Below are 17,788 nucleotides of genomic sequence, written 5' to 3'. Positions count from 1 at the left end.
TGCTCCAAAAAAGGAGCGTTTTGCGATATTTTAACGATTTTATTCGATTATCGTACACCATGCATTAGTTTTTTGATTATTGGTGTCATAACAATAGAGAATACAGCTACAATAACTGATACTATAGTAAGCATCCAGAAAAAATAACTTATTCCGTTTTCGTCTGCAATCTTATCAACATTCTCACCAAATTTACCAGCGCCTTTCATTCCAATAGCAACTGCTAAGTACCAAACACCAAACATAAATGCAATCATTCGTGCAGGAACCAACTTACTTACGTAAGACAATCCTACTGGCGAAATACATAATTCGCCCATAGTGTGAAATAAATAAACCAAGACTAACCATATCATACTAACTGAAGCCGTTTTAGCACCAGGCTCTATTCCTGCAGCACCAAAAGCAACACAAGCCATCCCTAGAGCCAGTAAAAACATGCCAATCCCATACTTCATGTTTGCTGATGGATTATACTTACTTTCCCACCACTTTGAAAACAATGGTGCTAAAGCAATAATAAATAAAGAATTTAAAATGGCAAACCAGCTAGCTGGAATTTCTACTGCATTATCTATAGCTGTTATTGTTGCACGGTTTTCAGATTCTTTGTGTAAATCATAATTAACATCATGCTCAATCTTTAAGTATAAATTATTATTTAGTTCTAAACTATCTCTTTCTTTACTTGATAATCGTAACGTTTTTGTAATTGTTTCGCCTTTTGAGTTAACAAACTCAACTTCTCCTTTATTTACTTTTGTGCCAAATGCCCCTATTTTATCTTCTTTAGAAAAGCGAATGACTCTTCCATTAAAAACTTCAGCAATTTCATTCTTATCTTCATCTAACAATATATTATTTACTAAAGTATTAGACTTATTACTATCATCTTTAGGGTTATAAAGTGCTAGCTTTTGATTATCTCTAATTTGAATTACATCATTAACACTATATGATTCTGATGAAACTATTTTAACTTCCTTAGTATCTCCATTTACATTTTGATAGTTAGCTGTGTAAGATTGTGATTTAAAATCATTATTGATCATCCATATTGCTATAGCCCAAACAATTAAAAAACTACAACCAAGAATTAAATTAGACCATTTATAGTTTTTAAATGTTTGCTTAAACAGAAGTATCAAAACCCAAGTAATGACAGCTAAGGGGATTATTGCAATTAGTGCATTAACAATCTTATATATGTTTGCCGATGTTCCTTCTAAAATTCTATCTGTATAATCATTAGCAAAAATGGTCAAAGTTCCAGGTGATTGCTCAAAAATAGCCCAGAAAAAAACAGTTAAAAATGCAAAGAAAGAAACTGCTATTAATTTTTCTCTTGTGGTTTTTGAATATTGACTAAGACGATAAATCAATAAAATCAAAAACATTATTAAAGCAGATATGATAACTATATTATTACCGTTATCTCCTAAAAAGCCGAAAAGATTAAAATTTCCTTCTGAAACTTTAGTTGCTGGATCATTTAAAATCCATAATAACCCTAAAATGGTCATCAATAGTATTAATCCTAATTGCCATTTAGAAAACGGCACACGTTTATCATTATCCTGAGCTTCAATAGATTCTTTATCAAGTTTATTAGGTTTTAAACCAATATTTCCAAAAATGTTTTGAGCCAGCCAAAATTGAATTAATCCAAATAGCATAAATATACCTGCCAGACCAAACCCATAACTCCAACCTACTTTTTCTCCTAAATAACCACAAAGCAGTATTCCAAAAAAAGCACCAGCGTTTACACCCATATAAAAAATAGTATAAGCACCATCTTTTTTTTCTGGCCTGTGCTGATACATCTCAGAGATAATTGATGTCATATTAGGTTTAAAAAAACCATTGCCAAAAACTAATAGTGCTAGACCAAGATAAATAGACCAAGGAGTTTCTATTGCCATAGAACCATGCCCTAAGGTCATTAATAAGGCACCAATAACTACAGCCCATCTATAACCAATTTTTTTATCTGCAAAATAGCCACCTAACATTGTAGATAAATATACCAAACCAACATACGACCCGAATATTGCCATTGCATGTTCTCTAGGCCAGCCCCAACCTTCATCAAAAATTGATGCCGTTAAAAATAGTACTAAAAGAGCACGCATTCCATAAAATGAAAAGCGTTCCCACATTTCTGTAAAGAATAAAACAAACAATCCTGAAGGATGCCCTAATACATTGCTTTTAAAGAATTGGTCTGTAGAATTTTCACTCATAATTGAGAAAATTAATTAAAATATAAGTTTAGTTATAAGAAGAAAACCCTCAAAAAGAGGGTTTATATATTATTTGCTTTTAGTTGTCTGCTAGTTCAAAACCTTCAGTCTCATCAGTATGCATTTCTCGTTCATTATCTTCTGCACCATGAGTTAAACGCTTAAGCGGTTTCAAAAGTAAAATTACTAATAATCCAAAAATTACTGTAAAAATAGTTATTCCTGAAAAAATTGCATACTCACCAAACTCTGATGCAGACTCTCCTATAACTCCAGCCACTTTATTACCTAAACCTGTAGCAGCAAAATATACACCCATCATCAATGAAGCGTACTTAACGGGCGCTAATTTTGTAATAAAAGACAATGCAACAGGAGAAGAACAAAGCTCTCCAATAGTATGAAATAAATATGCCAAAACTAACCATTGCATTCCTGAACTTCCTTCTGCATTATATTCAGCTGCAGCAAAAATCATAAACACAAAACCAAGACCCATAATCATAGTACCTATTGCCATTTTGAATAAAGAAGACCCTTCCTTTCCTTTCAACTTTCTTTTAGCCCAATATCCTGCAACAAGAGTTGCGAAAATAATAATAAAGCCAGCATTTAACCCTTGAAACCACGTCGCTGGAATTTCCCATCCAAATAACACTCTATCTGTATTTGTCTTAGTATATATACTCATTAATCCTCCTGCTTGCTCAAAAGCTCCCCAAAAGACAATTACAATTAGAAACGATAAGAGAAGTACTAAATAACGGTCTTTAGAAATTTGAGTGTCTAGGTTCTTGTAAATCATCATCATTACACCTGCAACCAACGCTATAAAGACGTATAGTGCAGTATAGCCCCAACTATCAACTCCTGAATATGTAAATCCAGCATAAACAGCATAAGCCATGATGATAACGACAATTCCTAAATTAACAGGAGACTTGAATAAATCACCAAACAATTTAGCTAATGAAACATCATTATTTTTATCTTCTTGAGTTGGTTTATTTCCAACCGTAACTAGGTATTTCTGACCATATAAATACACCATTAAACCAAGTAACATTGCAATTCCCGCAAGACCAAAACCGTAATGCCATCCTATTTTCTCGCCAACATATCCAACAATAAATGTTGCTAATAGAGACCCCAAATTAATCCCAATATAAAAGATACTAAAGCCTTTATCTCTTCTGATGTCTCCTTGTTTATACAAACCTCCGACCATAGTAGAAATATTTGGTTTTAAGAGTCCAACACCAAGTATTATTAGAGCCAAACCAGTATAAAAAGCCCACATTGGTTCAAAAGCTAAAATTCCATGACCAGCGACTAAAGTTAAAGCACCATATAAAACGGCCTTTTTTTGCCCGAGGTATTTATCAGCAATCATACCGCCTGGTATTGACATGACATAAACTAACATCGTGTACCATCCATAAAGCATTATAGATTCAGAATCTAACCAACCAAGTCCAGGGTTATCTGCAGTAGTTTTTTCTACCAAGTAAAGTGTTAGAAGAGCACGCATTCCATAATAGGAAAAACGTTCCCACATTTCAGTAAAGAATAAAACGTATAATCCAACTGGATGTCCCCAAAGCTCTCTTTGGTGAGGTTTTAAAGTTGTTGCTGACATAAATAATTGTTTTAGTTAGTATTTTTCTTAATTCTTAATCTTGTATCAAGAATCGTGCTATTTTTTGACAAAATATTGCCAAGTTTACTAAAAATTAAGCAAAAAACCCTAACTATTAACAGTTAAATACGCAATATTAGTATCAGTAAAGAAATTTACAAGCAAGAATAGTATCTTTGTAACCTTAAATTCAAGTTAATGCACAAAACGATTACTGGCTTTTCAAAACTGTCTAAATCTCAAAAAATTGATTGGATAGTGGATACTTATTTCAAAAACAATGATGATGCTAAAATCATCTTAAAGCAGTATTGGAATTCAAATGAGAAACTTCAACAGTTACATGATGAATTTATAGAGAATACCATAACCAATTACTATCTCCCGTTTGGTGTTGCGCCAAATTTTCTAATCAATGGCAAAATCTATACCATTCCAATGGCCATTGAAGAAAGTTCGGTTGTAGCAGCAGCAAGTAAAGCTGCTAAATTTTGGCTTGATCGAGGAGGCTTCAAAGCTAAAGTTATTTCTACAACAAAAATCGGACAAGTACATTTTACCTATGATGGTGAAACCAAAGAATTAATTACAGCTTTTAATGAACTAAGCCAAAAGTTTTATGATGATACTAGCACTATTACTAAAAGCATGAAAAAACGCGGTGGTGGTATTTTAGATATTGAATTTAAAAACAAAACCAAAGAGCTTGATAATTATTATCAGCTTCATGCCACATTTGAGACCATTGATGCAATGGGCGCAAATTTTATAAATAGCTGTTTAGAACAATTTGCTACAACGCTAAAGACTTATGCTGAAACAAACTTAAGTGGAAATTTGAATATAATTATGAGTATTTTGTCTAATTATGTGCCCAATTGTTTAGTTAGAGCTGAAGTAAGTTGCAAAGTAGAAGAGTTAACAGAAAACGATGGTATTTCACCTCAATCTTTTGCTGAAAAATTTATTCAAGCTGTAAAGATTGCTGAAATAGAGCCTTACAGAGCAGTTACACATAACAAAGGAATCATGAATGGCATTGATGCTGTTGTTCTAGCAACCGGAAATGATTTTCGTGCAATTGAAGCCGGAATTCATGCCTATGCCTCAAGAAGTGGTCAATATCGTAGCCTAACACAAGCATCAATAGATAAAGGCGTATTTAAGTTTTGGATGGAAATTCCATTGGCATTAGGAACCGTAGGCGGTTTGACTAGCTTACATCCCCTTGTGAAATTAGCTTTAGAAATGCTAGATAAACCTTCAGCTAAAGAACTCATGAAAATTGTTGCAGTAGCAGGATTGGCTCAAAATTTTGCTGCTTTACGTTCTTTAACCACAACAGGTATTCAAGAAGGACATATGAAGATGCACCTGATGAATATTTTAAATCAGTTTAAAGCTACGCCTGAGGAAAAAGAACAACTAATATCCCATTTTAAGACCAATGCAGTAAACCATAGCGCCGTTGTTGAAACATTAGAAGCATTAAGAAGAGTAAAACACCAATGATAAAAAATTATTTCGGTCATGGAAAATTACTACTCACAGGAGAATATGTCATTCTTGATGGCTCATTATCGTTAGCTCTACCCACAACTTATGGTCAACATTTTACTGTTGAACCTATAGAAGGTTCTAGATTAGTATGGCAAAGCATTGATGACAACTCAAACATTTGGTTCAATACTGAATTCGACTTAGACCAACTCAAACTTACTGATCAAATCAATGATCACGATTCTGTCACAAAAAGATTATTGCAAATCTTACGTGCAGCAAAAATGCTTCAACCAGAGTTTTTAGATACAGATCAAGGTTACAAGGTTTCTACAGAACTTGAATTCCCTAGGAATTGGGGACTAGGCACATCTTCTACATTAATATATGCCATGTCTAATTGGGCAAAAATAGACCCATACAAACTTTTAGAACTCACGTTTGGTGGAAGTGGCTACGACATTGCTTGCGCTGACGCCAATAGTGCCATTACCTATCAATTGATTGATAAGCATCAAAGACATATAACACCTGTTGATTTTAACCCTTCATTCAAATCTCACTTGTATTTTGTTCATCTCAATCAAAAGCAAGATAGCAGAGATGGAATAGCACAGTACAGGGCTGTTACTTCAGCTATTACTGCTGAAATTTCTGAAATCTCAAATATAACTAAACAAATGCTCTCATGCGATTCTTTAGAAACTTTTCAAAAATTGATAGAGCAACATGAACATCTTATTTCGAAGTTGATAAACCAAACTCCTGTGAAGCAAAAACTATTTAATGATTTTAGTGGAAGCATAAAAAGTCTTGGTGCTTGGGGCGGTGATTTTATTCTAGTAGCTTCAAAAACTGATCCAACCGATTATTTTAAAGAAAAAGGATATAAAACACTAATAAACTACCAATCTATGGTGTTTTAACACTAAAAAAGCCTCACTAATGTGAAGCTTTTTTTATGTTTATTGTCTTGTAGTATGCACTAATAAAAATTTGCTCTATTGTCTTCAATATCTGCTGTTTCTTTTAAAGCATTATAAACTTTGCTTTGTGCAGCATTAGATCTAGCAATGCTCAATCGGTTAGCTAGCGCTTGATAATTATCAAGTGAAGTTACTTCATTTATTTTAGTGACTTGAACTAGATAGACACCTTTATTACCATCAATAGGTTTAGAAACTTCACCTTCTTCAAGCCCAAAAGCAACGCCAACTACTTTAGGTTCTGATCCTGCGCCAGAAAGCGTTGGACTCTTCATGTTCACGGCAGAAGCTCTGTTAGTAGCAACACCTTGATTTTTAGCAACGTCTTCAATCGTAGTTCCTGTGATTTTTTCTCGTATCATTTGAGCTTTCTTCTCCTTTCTAATCTCACTTAAAACAGTAGCAGAAGCACTTTCAGCATCCATTAAACCTTTTTTGGTTTTCTTTACCAATTGCACAACAGCATATCCACCAGTTGGAATAGAGAATCGTTTATAATCACCTGATTTTGTTCCGTCCTCAAAAGCCCAACGTACAATAGCTCTTTGACTTCCTAATCCAGGGATATTCTCGTCAAGCACTTTAATTCCATTAACTGGTTTTATTTCATAATTACGAGACTCAGCTGCAGCTTGATAATCTTCATTTTGTAACGCCAATTCAAACTTAGAAGCTTCAGTAAATGTAGCATCAACTGTTTTTTCAGATGGCTCAATCTTACGAGCAATAGTAGCGACTTTAATAACTCTTGATGTGTTCTTGTGCTCAAGAATTTCAATGATATGATATCCAAAAGATGTTTTAACCACTTCTATATCACCTTCGTTATTATCAAATGAAAATGCTTTAAATTCTGGCGCATAAGATTGGCTATATGTAAACTCGATAACCCCTTCTTTTTCATTACTTACTTTATCTGACGATAGTTCTAGCAAGTCTGTAAACTTGGTTCCTCTGTTTATGAGATTAAGAATGCTGTCTGCTGTTTTCTTTGCTTCGGCTTCAGTTTTAGTAACATCTGCAGCCACTCTGGTAGCACCAAGATGAGGAATTAATATATGTCTTACTTTAGCGGTATCTGGTCTTTGTTTTTCAGCTATAACTTTAGATAATTTAAAGTAACCATTATCTTTGTATGGCCCAAAAACACTTCCGACATTCATACTATACAAAGTATCTGCGGCTGGTTTAGGTAACTCAGATTTAGACACAAAAGCATCATTGTAATTTAAATCAGAATTTGAGTTCACAAAGCTTTCTACATTAGCTACATTTTTGAAACCAATTATTGTGTCTGTTATTTTAGTAGTTTCATTAAATTCAGGCTTATCATTTAAAAGCTCAGTCAATTCTGTTTTTATATTTTCTTCATCTTCAACACTAGCGACTTCTTTAAACTCTACAAATGCAATATCTCTACTTGCTTCAACTTCATATTGGTCTTTATGTGCTTTGATATAAGCATTAATATCGCCTTTAGTCACATTAACTAAACTGTCTGCAATAGAAGTATATGGTATTTGTACAAATGAAAGGTCTCTAGTGGCGTTTTCTAACATATAATCTACTTCTGCTTCACCTAAAGTTGCATTTACACCAGCTTTTATCATATTGTAATAAGCTCTTTCTAAAGCACTTGTGGCTATATTTTCTTCAGTAGTGATCCATTGATCGTAGTTCATTTGAAAACCTGCAATTGGAGCACTTTGACCACCTAAGGCTTTTAAATTACTCACAAATTCTGAAAGTTTATTTTCATCAAAAACGCCATCTTCATTTTGAAACTCTGGATAACCAGAAAAGCTCTGTTTTAATAAATCTTTCATTTGATCTTGCTCAACAGATAATCCTAATTCTTCAAACTGAGACAACATAATTGCGCGTCTAACTTCTTGATCATATACTCTATTCATTGCTTGAGTAGAGGTAGAGTTTGGTCCTAATTGACGTGACATTTGCTCTACTCTGTTATTGAAATCAATTCTGTCAATATTTGTTCCGTTTACAGTTGCTACAACATCTTGAGCCCCTCCAAAGAGTGCATCGCTATTTTTGAACAAGTCGGTAAGTACAAATGAAAACAATGCTAATGCAATGATTAGTATCAAAAACAAAGAGCGTTGTCTAATTTTATTTAAAACTGCCATTTTATTGTATAATTTATCGAATAATAAGTGGGCGAAAATACCATTTTCTATTAAATAATAAAAGTGTAATTACGTTTTTATTATCGAAAACTGTTATCATTAAAATCCTTAAAGACAAAGTGCTTCACTATTACGATTAATGGGAAGCTTTTATTGTAATAAATAAGAAACCTATAGACGCAAACAGGACTGATCTATAATCATCAATCTTCTGCTATAACTTGAAGTTCAACAAGTACAATTTTAGTTGATAATACTTCAAGTATTCTGAATCTGAATGTGTTGATCGTGATAACGTCGTTTTCCTGTGGGATCTCTTCTGCTTCGTGTACGATTAGTCCTCCGAGTGTTTCATAATTTTCGCTTTCTGGAAGATCTAACTTATAGGTTTCATTGATATAATCAACCTCTAATCGTGCTGAAAAATGATACGTATTATCACTAAGTTTTTCTTCAATCATTTCAACAGTATCGTGCTCATCTTCAATTTCACCAAAAAGTTCCTCTACAATATCTTCAATGGTCATTATACCTGCTGTTCCGCCATACTCATCAATTACAACGGCTATACTCTTTCGTTTCTTAGTTAAAATATTGAGTACGTCTTTGACAAACATTGTTGCTGGCACAAATACTACTGGCAATGTTATCGCTTTTATAGATTTAGGTTTTTTGAATAATTCAAAAGAATGAACATAACCTAAGATATCGTCAATTGAATCGTGGTAGACCAAAATTTTTGATAAGCCAGAATCTATAAACATGGAGCTAATGTTCTTTACAGAATCATTCACATCAACTGCAATAATTTCTGTACGCGGTACCATTACCTCTCGTGCTTTAACTTCGGAAAACTCAAGGGCATTTTGAAAAATTTGAATTTCACTATCAACTTCATCATGAGCATCAACAGATTCCATTTGCTCACTAATATAGTTTCCTAGTTCTACTTTAGTCATTGCTAATTGTACATTATCACCATCGGTTTTGAAAAAATTTTTCAAAATCTTATCTGATATCCAGATGATAAAAGATGACAAAAACCAAAATAGTAGATAAAATAGATAAGCAGGAAAGGCAAATACTTTAAGAAAGGTGTTTGCATAAATTTGAAAAAACACTTTAGGTAAAAACTCAGCAGTAATCAATATCACAATTGTGGAAATTACTGTTTGGGTAAGTAATGTGAAATCATTCAGTAAAAAGCCTAAAATTTGATTATCAGTTGGGAGTATAGATTGAAACCACGCTACGAGAACATCTCCCATAACAAAGCCATAAATCACTAAAGCAATATTGTTACCAATAAGCATGGTTGCAATGAACTTAGAGGGTTTAGCGGTTAAGAGTGTAAGTATTTTAGCTAAAAAATCGTCTTGGCGCTTTTCTATTTCAATATGTATTTTATTAGAAGAGACATAGGCAATTTCCATTCCTGAGAAAAATGCTGAAAACAACAACATCACGATAATAACTAGGATACTAAAGCCCATAGGTTGTTATTTGTTTCTATCGTTAAACTTTTTTCTGAATCGTTTTCTAAAAAAGAACATGAATATCGCCAAAACAACAAATAAGAAAGAGATATAGGATCTGTTGCTTCCATCATTCCAGCTTACGATACCATCGTATAAAAATATAGCTGCAAAGAAAATGTAAACGTATTGAAAAAGCTGAAGTATTTTCATTCTTGTTTTTAAATGTTACTATACAAAGATAAGATGTTTTACAAAACTTATATAGTGTATTAGTCTTTTAAGACCATATCGCCACTTCCTTCTAAAATAGTATAATTTTTGAATTTTGTATCTGAGTCAAAAATATTACCACGACCATTATTTGACGTAATCGATTTTAGGCGTACAGGCTTATTTGTAAACAACCATTCTCGTTTTTGGTCATAATAGAGTTGTTCAGCAAATAAACTATCCTTTTGAGGTGTGATCAAAATGACATTGCCTTGCAAGTCTATGAGATCTGTAACATTATATACTATAGCATAATCAGCAAGAACAATGTTTTTTTCATTATTATCGTCATAAAGTAATAAACGTACACCATCAGGGAACTCAGAAAAGGAAAAAGACCTGTTAGAATAATCTAACATTTTAGGACTTAATAGATTGGCGACAACATTGCCTGAATCGGTATACTTCAAATTAATGTTCTTAGCTTCACCAATCGGTTGATTTTGTAGCACACCTATTTGCTGTACGTCTTTAAAGTTATTCTTACATGAAAAAAACATAGCCACAGTAAAAACTGTGACTATGATACTTTTTTTATGTAAAAACGTTGCTTTCATCTATAAGCTAGGAACGGTTACACTCCCTCCAATCCAACAACCAATGCTGATGTTTTTACCAGCTTTATCTTCAGAGAAGATCTCAGCTTTAGTAGGTGCATTAGCATTATATGAATTAGCTGCTTGATTGGCTGCAGATTTTAAGCTAGGATCTACTTTACCTGCTTTTAATGCTTCTTGTGCAGCATACCAGAATACAGCTCTTTTATTAAAGTTGGTATCACCGCAACTATTAGCGCTTTTTGCATACATAGATGCAATTTGCAAATGAGGTGTACCATCTGAAGGGTTCAACTTCAATGCTTCTCTGTAATAGGTTCTAGCACTACCATAGCTTCCACGTTTCTTGAAACCATTAGCAATTCTTTTTGCCAAACGTGCTTTCTTTAGTCCGTCTTCTTCTAGCTCGTAAGCTTGTTTGATATAGTCATCTCCTTCTTTAGTTTTTCCTTGCTTATATAAAATTGTAGCAACGAAATACTTTGTATCTGCCGATGGTGCAGTAGCATCATAAGCCTTTACTAAATCAATATATAATGGATCATCAGTACATTCTTTATTATACATTCTACTTACTGCTCTCTTTAACCAAACCGCATCATTTTTATATGTAGGGAAATCTTTTTGGTATAAAGGAATTAAATTTTCACAGTTAGCTAACTGACCAAGGTACGTATCCAAACTACCAGCAATTTTAGCATTAGCCTCTAATTTAGCTTGATAATACGTTTTATACTTAGCTTCCTTTTTTGTTAGTGTTGCGCCACCATCTTCTTTAGTGATTAATTTATTTAATGATGTAGCATATTTTTCATTTAGATTTTCTAACTGCTCATTTACATCATCATACTTATCAAAAACCTTTTGAAGTTCAAATTGATTGGCTTTGAATATATCAACTGTTTTAGTGAAATAAACATATAGACCTGTAGTACTTGTAAAGTTCTTTAAATCTTCAGTATAAACTTTGTGGAATGCATCATAAATTTGCATGTCACTAAGACCAAGAGCTTTTTGGTTCTCGTACTTTAAAATGGCTTTTTCTTCTAATACTTCACCTAATTCATATTTGCTAGGATAGTACTCTCTACCTTTATCAAGAAGTAGCATATAATCTTCTATAAAAGCAACTTTATCTGTACCACTAGAATTCTTGATTTTGTGATCTAAGATTTTTTCTCCATACTTATATATCGCAGGATTAAACTTTGGACATCTGTTTCTTACTTTCATCCATGGCTCATAAGCTTCATCGTATTTTTTAACCTTTACCAACTCGTTCATTTGTGATAAGTCAATCATACACTGTTCGTCTTGTTGTGCATACCCAAGATTGGTTGCCAAAAACAATGCAGCTACAATTAAAATAATTCTCGTTTTCATTATGTGTTATTTTATGTTAGTTATATTTTTTCTTCTCAAACCATCTGTCGTTTAACGACAAACTCAAATGGAAATTTACAAAATTCTCTTGTATTAAATTTTGGCTTGTTGTTCCTCTTCTTCCAACCTCAAATCCTAGATTGGCATTAGAGAATAAATTTCCAACTGGTAATCCAACTCCAAAAGACATGCCAAACTCGTTTATATTCTCATTATTAATTTTCAAACCAGTACGCTCAAAATGCAAACCAGCTCTGTAAGTCACTCTATTAAAGTAACCTGAGAAAGAATTATAATCTGGAATATAAAATCCTCCAATTGCTATATTAGTTGAGTTTACAAAGGTAGCATTCTCTATACTAACAATAGGATTGGCAAACTCGCTTGTGTTTTGCAAGGTATATTCGGCGCCTAAAAACCACTTTCTAGGTTGACCAATACCTGCTCCAAAAGAAAATCTAGAGGGTAAAGTGAGATCTGTGGTTTCAAGATTTCTGGAAGCTAAGTTTCCATCAACAGTATTGACAACAAATTCTTGTCCGCTAGCTTGATTAATGATGATTGTAGAAAACGATCTCTCATTGTTTGAAGTGATATCACTTTTTGGAGAATAGGTTAAGCCTGCCTGTAATTCAAGCTTATCATTAATCATTGAAATATAATTAAGTCCTATATTAAAATTGAGCCCGCTTAAGTCTGATCTGTTATCTTCTCTGGTGAGGTATTGAACTAAATTTCCTTCGCCATCATAAATGAATTCAATGGCACTATTTTGAATATTTCCAAAATTATAATTTATGTCGACACCAACATTTAACTTATCTGTGATTTTGTAACCCAATCCTGCAAATACTTTATTTAGACCACCTTCTCCTCTATATCTATTTTGTATTTGATTATTGGTGATGTCTTCTAATTTATAACCTACAGAAGTATAAGGTAGAAGCCCAAAGCCAACACCAAATTTACCCAATGGTAAATTCATGGCCAGATAATCAAAGGTTGTGCTACTGGTTTTATCACTTCCTGAATTAGATTCTAGATCAAAACTATTATGACTAGCACCTACAGAAAACTTGACCGGACGATTTTCATTGTTGAATACTTTAAGGTTTGGACCTACATAAGATGCAGGATTACGAAGATTAACGTGAATACTATCTGTGAAGATACTCAAACCTCCCATACTTCTATTTTCAACCGTTCCTTTAAACTTTAAAGTTCCTATACCATAAAAAGAATATGGAGAGGCAGTTCCTTCTTGTGCATAGATTTGCGAAGCAAAAAAAGCAACTAAAACTATTAGCAGTTTTTTAATCATTAGTTTGTATTATATTCTAGAATAAAGTTCAAACCTTCCAAAAGAAAATTTGAATTGGCAAATATGCCATTTTTTAATTGTTTAGACAAGAGTTTGGTATCACCTCCTGTTAAAATAACTGTTAAATCTGAAAAATTAGCTTTATAATCATTGATAACACCATCTATTTCTTTTAAAACTCCAAAAACAACGCCAGAATGAATGGCGTTTTCAGTAGAGTTCCCTAAAATATGTTTTGGCATTTGGGTTTCCAATAACGGTAAATTTGCAGTTAAATTGTTTAATGTTCGATATCTCAATCGAACTCCGGGAGAAATAGCACCACCTAGATACTCATTTCTAGAATTTATAAAATCATAAGTAATACAAGTTCCTGCGTCTATGATAAGCACATTTTTGTCTGTAAACTGTTGTACTGAAGCACTAACCAAAGCGATACGGTCTACACCTAGGGTCTTTGGTGTTTTATAATGGTTTTCAAATGGCAATTGAGTTGAAGAGTTCAACAACATTAAGTCTATTTCAGCACTTAATTTCTCAACATCGTAAGCAGGTAGTTTCCCAACGGAAGAGATGATTCCTTTGGTTAACTTAGAATACTTCTCAATCATAAGTCTTGTAGAATTCAAAAGCGCTTTATGGTTTACTGTTACCTTTTCCAGAATTGTATTATCTTGAAAAACAGCCAGTTTCACTAAGGTATTTCCTACATCAATAATTAAATTCATAAGTCATCAGAAAGCTGTAAACTTACAAAATGAAAAAAAGACTAAGTGAGCTTTAACCAAAAAATAACATATTCTTGTAGGTGATTTGGTACAGATTTTAATACAAATAAAAATTTGATCAAATTTTTAAAATTTCTTTTTGGTAATACTAAAAATGCATATATATTTGCACTCTCGTTTCAAACGACTGGTGCCTTAGCTCAGTTGGTAGAGCAAAGGACTGAAAATCCTTGTGTCCCTGGTTCGATTCCTGGAGGCACCACCACTAAAAACCCGATTCTATGAATCGGGTTTTTTGGTTTTTAGCTTATCTATATTTGCTGAAAAGCAAAAAACATTAATTATAATATTATATGCCCTTTAATAAATTAAAATATATGGTTCTTATGTTTATCACTTTTATCACCATGATTTCTTCTTTATGATTTTAGACAAAACAAGAAAACCATCTTTTAAAGATGGTTTTCTAACTTCTAAGTTATGACTCGTATTTAAACCAGACTTACTTTTATGGCACTTAAGCCTTTTTCGCCTCTTTCAACATCAAACGTTACGTTATCGTTCTCTTTTATTTGATCGATAAGGTTTGACATGTGAACAAATATTTCTTCTTCTGAGTCTTTAATTGTAATAAAACCAAATCCTTTGGCATTGTTGAAAAACTTTACTGTACCTTCTTTCATAATTGTTACTTTATTAGTGTTCATTAATTTATTTATAAATTTTTTTATCATAATTTCTTGTTCTTAATTAATAATTGATCTTCATGTTATTTTTTCTTTTTTCCCTAGTAAACGTAGCATCTGTATATGATCTACTAAAGCTTGGTATAGTGTTTTCTTAACATGATACCGAAACCCATAGTCTTGCGCTGTTTGTGATACGATCTTAGATATTTTTTTGTAATGCACATGACAAACATCTGGTAACAAATGATGTTCTACCTGATAATTCAAACCACCTGTAAACCAAAATATAAATTTGTTCCTAGGCGAAAAGTTACTTGTAGTAGCAAATTGATGACTGTACCAACTCTCTTCTATATTGCCACTTTTATCAGGAACAGGAAAATCATTTTCTGGCATAATATGAGCAATCTGAAAAACAATGCTCACCAGAAGCCCAGTTATGATATGCATACTTAAGAATGCTAACAAAATTAGCCACCAAGGTTGATTGACCATCAGCATAGGTAATACTAATGCATATGAATAATATAATAATTTCCATGCAATGATGCTCAAAAATATTTTTTCATATTCATATTTCTTATTAAAAAACCCAATATTTTTATACCGTTTCAATCGTACAAAATCTTTGATTGTTACCCAAAAGACGGTTGATATTGCATAAAAAAACCAGATATAAATATGTTGGAATTGATTTAACCAATGGTGTTTAGCATGTGGTGAAAACCTTAGAAAAAAAGGAGAGTTAAGGTCGTCATCAAACTCATTAATATTAGTATAGGTGTGATGTAAAACATTATGTTGTATTTTCCATACGGTTGCATTAGCACCTATGAGATTAAATGTATACCCAAGAAGAGTGTTTACCTCTTTATGTTTTGAATAAGAACCATGAATGGCATCATGCATTACAGACATACCAATTCCTGCCATTCCAAAACCACTAATGGTATATAATACAAAAAGAAGTGATGTTGATGCTACTATTCCAGAAGCGAGAATTGTTAATGGCGTGAAAAATAATAATAACATGAAAATAGTTTTAACCACCATATTTTTATTAGCATTTCTACTTTTGTTATGAGTCTTAAAATAGAAGTTAACCCTGCGCCTTAGTGTTTTTTTAAAGTCGGAATGTATGTCTCTTGAAAATTTTAAATTGTCGATACCTTATTAATATTAAGAAATTATTGCTGTATTGTTATAGTACTTAGCATTACATCCTTATGTGTAATACATCTAATACTACTATTAAAAAACTGAAGAAAGCAAAGAATTAAATAATATTGGAATTCAAATTAAATAAAGAAAGGCCGCTCAACTAGCTAATTGAATCAAAGGTAGGTCAAAATTATGATAGCCTTATCAATTAAATGTTAAAGTATTAAAATTCAATTAGATGATCAATAACTTTTCAGTGTAAAACCAAAAGTTAAAAAGCTATCTTCTTGCTCTTGGTCTTCAATGACTACGCTTTCAAAGGTATGGAGATAATTCACTTTGAAATTTAAAAACTTCCAGATGGGTAGTTCTATCCCAATATCGGCTTGCCAGCGAAAATTGTCGCTTTGTTCAAGAGATGGTTGAAAGTAACTTTCGTGGCTTAAGATCAATTTATTCTTAAACAATTTATATTTACCATTTACCCATAGCGTACTACGAAAGGTATTAATTGATCGATCACCATCATATGCCGAACGATTAAAGTCTGATTTAGCAAAATCTGTTTGCTCATATTCGCTTGAAACTGATAGCTTGAGCCAATGGTCTTTATGGTCTATAACCTGATAAGTAACACCAACACCCACTAAAGAACGTAGATCTATTTCTCTCCTAAAATTGGTACTTACAAAACCTAAGACCAACGGATAGAATTTTCGCTCAGGATTAAAATATAAAAAATTGAGACTTAGGATATCTTCATCAGCTTTTTCCTTGCCAAATTCTTGATAAACATAAGAGTTTTTAGTTTTGAAAACCCATTTCTTCCAAGGCTTATAACTCAAATCAGATTTTGCTCTAAAAATTAGAGTCTCCACGTTTCCTGATTGCCAAAATCCAGTCAAAGAAAGGTTTGCTTTCAACTTAAGTGTGTCGCTTTCGTTGATTTGAGCAGAAAGTAAGATTGGGAATAAAAAAAGATAATATAAAACCGTTTTCATTCTATTTCACTATAAATTACGCTACTTTAAGAAGCCCGAAATATACTTATTTATGTATTACGAAATGCAAACTTTTATTAAAGATTTTTAAGAGGTTAGTTAAGATTTATGAATCTAATATGCTTCAATTAAAAAACATATTATATTAGTGCTTTAAACAATATACAACTCATGAGTAAAGAAAAATTTATGCAAGAAGCAGTTGATGCTGCATTGAAAGGAATGAATAATAATGAAGGTGGCCCATTTGGCTGTGTAATTGTTAAAGACGGAAAAATAGTAGGTAGAGGAAACAACAAGGTCACCTCAACAAACGACCCAACAGCTCATGCAGAAGTTATAGCCATTCGAGACGCTTGCAAAAACTTAGGCTCTTTTCAATTAGATGGCTGTGAAGTATATACTTCTTGTGAGCCTTGCCCTATGTGCTTAGGTGCTATTTATTGGGCACGTCCTGATAAGGTATTCTATGGAAGCAACCAAATAGATGCTGCAAATATTGGATTTGATGACGCCTTTATTTATAAAGAGATTCCGCTTCCTTACAATGAAAGAAGTATTCCTTTTAAACAATTGGCTCGTGAATTGGCGTTAGAACCATTTAAAGTTTGGAGTGAAAAAACAGATAAAATTGACTATTGAGATTACACACTAAAAAATTTACTGCTACTTTTCTGTAATT

The 17,788-nt window shown here is 32.7% G+C and carries 15 protein-coding genes and 1 tRNA gene; 4 read left to right on the top strand and 12 right to left on the bottom strand.

Annotation, left to right across the window (positions count from 1 at the left end; all coding sequences use genetic code 11):
• Positions 1–47 precede the first annotated feature (47 nt).
• Together Q0876_RS12585 and Q0876_RS12580 are read right to left on the bottom strand one after the other, a co-directional pair.
• Positions 48–2,246, bottom strand: coding sequence for a peptide MFS transporter (locus Q0876_RS12585; RefSeq protein WP_299228408.1), 2,199 nt, complete (start codon positions 2,244–2,246; stop codon positions 48–50).
• Positions 2,247–2,325: 79 nt separating this feature from the next.
• Positions 2,326–3,885 carry a peptide MFS transporter gene (locus tag Q0876_RS12580; protein ID WP_299228407.1) on the bottom strand — a complete coding sequence of 520 codons (1,560 nt, stop codon included), beginning with the start codon at positions 3,883–3,885 and terminating at the stop codon, positions 2,326–2,328.
• A gap of 198 nt (positions 3,886–4,083) precedes the next feature.
• On the opposite strand from Q0876_RS12580, the gene Q0876_RS12575 reads away from it, so the two are divergent.
• The gene (locus Q0876_RS12575) at positions 4,084–5,397 is read left to right on the top strand and encodes a hydroxymethylglutaryl-CoA reductase, degradative (RefSeq protein ID WP_299228405.1); all 1,314 of its coding nucleotides are present in this window, start codon (positions 4,084–4,086) and stop codon (positions 5,395–5,397) included.
• On the top strand, positions 5,394–6,311 hold the full coding sequence (locus Q0876_RS12570) for a GYDIA family GHMP kinase (RefSeq protein WP_299228403.1): 918 nt from the start codon (positions 5,394–5,396) through the stop codon (positions 6,309–6,311). Before Q0876_RS12575 ends, Q0876_RS12570 begins: the two co-directional genes overlap by 4 nt.
• 59 nt (positions 6,312–6,370) lie before the next feature.
• Here the strand turns inward: Q0876_RS12570 and Q0876_RS12565 are convergent, their stop codons facing one another.
• The 7 genes from Q0876_RS12565 to Q0876_RS12535 all read right to left on the bottom strand — a co-directional run bounded on the left by Q0876_RS12565 (position 6,371) and on the right by Q0876_RS12535 (position 14,255).
• Positions 6,371–8,518 carry a SurA N-terminal domain-containing protein gene (locus tag Q0876_RS12565; RefSeq protein ID WP_299228402.1) on the bottom strand — a complete coding sequence of 716 codons (2,148 nt, stop codon included), beginning with the start codon at positions 8,516–8,518 and terminating at the stop codon, positions 6,371–6,373.
• A gap of 203 nt (positions 8,519–8,721) precedes the next feature.
• A complete protein-coding gene (locus Q0876_RS12560) occupies positions 8,722–10,011 on the bottom strand; it encodes a hemolysin family protein (RefSeq protein ID WP_299228400.1) in 1,290 nt (429 codons plus the stop codon).
• Positions 10,012–10,017: 6 nt separating this feature from the next.
• Positions 10,018–10,206 (bottom strand): hypothetical protein, encoded by a 189-nt coding sequence (locus tag Q0876_RS12555; protein ID WP_299228398.1) that lies wholly within the window; start codon positions 10,204–10,206, stop codon positions 10,018–10,020.
• Positions 10,207–10,265: 59 nt separating this feature from the next.
• Positions 10,266–10,823 carry an LPS export ABC transporter periplasmic protein LptC gene (gene lptC, locus Q0876_RS12550; RefSeq protein WP_299228396.1) on the bottom strand — a complete coding sequence of 186 codons (558 nt, stop codon included), beginning with the start codon at positions 10,821–10,823 and terminating at the stop codon, positions 10,266–10,268.
• Positions 10,824–12,206, bottom strand: a complete 1,383-nt coding sequence (locus Q0876_RS12545) for a M48 family metallopeptidase (protein WP_299228394.1) — start codon at positions 12,204–12,206, stop codon at positions 10,824–10,826.
• A gap of 16 nt (positions 12,207–12,222) precedes the next feature.
• Positions 12,223–13,527, bottom strand: coding sequence for a hypothetical protein (locus tag Q0876_RS12540; protein WP_299228392.1), 1,305 nt, complete (start codon positions 13,525–13,527; stop codon positions 12,223–12,225).
• The gene (locus Q0876_RS12535; protein ID WP_299228390.1) at positions 13,527–14,255 is read right to left on the bottom strand and encodes a type III pantothenate kinase; all 729 of its coding nucleotides are present in this window, start codon (positions 14,253–14,255) and stop codon (positions 13,527–13,529) included. Before Q0876_RS12535 ends, Q0876_RS12540 begins: the two co-directional genes overlap by 1 nt.
• 189 nt (positions 14,256–14,444) lie before the next feature.
• Here Q0876_RS12535 and Q0876_RS12530 point away from each other — a divergent pair.
• Positions 14,445–14,520 (top strand) — tRNA-Phe (locus Q0876_RS12530).
• Positions 14,521–14,746: 226 nt separating this feature from the next.
• On the opposite strand, the gene Q0876_RS12525 is transcribed toward Q0876_RS12530, so the two are convergent.
• The 3 genes from Q0876_RS12525 to Q0876_RS12515 all read right to left on the bottom strand — a co-directional run bounded on the left by Q0876_RS12525 (position 14,747) and on the right by Q0876_RS12515 (position 17,106).
• Entirely contained in the window at positions 14,747–14,938 is a 192-nt protein-coding gene (locus tag Q0876_RS12525) for a cold-shock protein (RefSeq protein WP_299228687.1), read from the bottom strand.
• Positions 14,939–15,019: 81 nt separating this feature from the next.
• Positions 15,020–15,976, bottom strand: coding sequence for an acyl-CoA desaturase (locus tag Q0876_RS12520; RefSeq protein WP_299228389.1), 957 nt, complete (start codon positions 15,974–15,976; stop codon positions 15,020–15,022).
• A 371-nt stretch (positions 15,977–16,347) separates the two neighbouring features.
• On the bottom strand, positions 16,348–17,106 hold the full coding sequence (locus Q0876_RS12515; protein ID WP_299228388.1) for a DUF481 domain-containing protein: 759 nt from the start codon (positions 17,104–17,106) through the stop codon (positions 16,348–16,350).
• A gap of 171 nt (positions 17,107–17,277) precedes the next feature.
• On the opposite strand from Q0876_RS12515, the gene Q0876_RS12510 reads away from it, so the two are divergent.
• Positions 17,278–17,748, top strand: coding sequence for a nucleoside deaminase (locus Q0876_RS12510; RefSeq protein WP_299228386.1), 471 nt, complete (start codon positions 17,278–17,280; stop codon positions 17,746–17,748).
• Positions 17,749–17,788: the final 40 nt, after the last annotated feature.

It is taken from the genome of uncultured Psychroserpens sp. (genome assembly GCF_947503375.1).
GTDB lineage: Bacteria > Bacteroidota > Bacteroidia > Flavobacteriales > Flavobacteriaceae > Psychroserpens.
Note: the sequence above shows the minus strand (reverse complement) of the source record. Positions and strands in the feature narration are given on the sequence as shown.

Bases quoted from the DNA above. Each gene is read 5' to 3' on its own strand.
- Q0876_RS12585 (WP_299228408.1), bottom strand. From the start codon at position 2,246: ATGAGTGAAAATTCTACAGACCAATTCTTTAAAAGCAATGTATTAGGG.
- Q0876_RS12580 (WP_299228407.1), bottom strand. From the start codon at position 3,885: ATGTCAGCAACAACTTTAAAACCTCACCAAAGAGAGCTTTGGGGACAT.
- Q0876_RS12575 (WP_299228405.1), top strand. From the start codon at position 4,084: ATGCACAAAACGATTACTGGCTTTTCAAAACTGTCTAAATCTCAAAAA.
- Q0876_RS12570 (WP_299228403.1), top strand. From the start codon at position 5,394: ATGATAAAAAATTATTTCGGTCATGGAAAATTACTACTCACAGGAGAA.
- Q0876_RS12565 (WP_299228402.1), bottom strand. From the start codon at position 8,518: ATGGCAGTTTTAAATAAAATTAGACAACGCTCTTTGTTTTTGATACTA.
- Q0876_RS12560 (WP_299228400.1), bottom strand. From the start codon at position 10,011: ATGGGCTTTAGTATCCTAGTTATTATCGTGATGTTGTTGTTTTCAGCA.
- Q0876_RS12555 (WP_299228398.1), bottom strand. From the start codon at position 10,206: ATGAAAATACTTCAGCTTTTTCAATACGTTTACATTTTCTTTGCAGCT.
- lptC (WP_299228396.1), bottom strand. From the start codon at position 10,823: ATGAAAGCAACGTTTTTACATAAAAAAAGTATCATAGTCACAGTTTTT.
- Q0876_RS12545 (WP_299228394.1), bottom strand. From the start codon at position 12,206: ATGAAAACGAGAATTATTTTAATTGTAGCTGCATTGTTTTTGGCAACC.
- Q0876_RS12540 (WP_299228392.1), bottom strand. From the start codon at position 13,527: ATGATTAAAAAACTGCTAATAGTTTTAGTTGCTTTTTTTGCTTCGCAA.
- Q0876_RS12535 (WP_299228390.1), bottom strand. From the start codon at position 14,255: ATGAATTTAATTATTGATGTAGGAAATACCTTAGTGAAACTGGCTGTT.
- Q0876_RS12525 (WP_299228687.1), bottom strand. From the start codon at position 14,938: ATGAAAGAAGGTACAGTAAAGTTTTTCAACAATGCCAAAGGATTTGGT.
- Q0876_RS12520 (WP_299228389.1), bottom strand. From the start codon at position 15,976: ATGTTATTATTATTTTTCACGCCATTAACAATTCTCGCTTCTGGAATA.
- Q0876_RS12515 (WP_299228388.1), bottom strand. From the start codon at position 17,106: ATGAAAACGGTTTTATATTATCTTTTTTTATTCCCAATCTTACTTTCT.
- Q0876_RS12510 (WP_299228386.1), top strand. From the start codon at position 17,278: ATGAGTAAAGAAAAATTTATGCAAGAAGCAGTTGATGCTGCATTGAAA.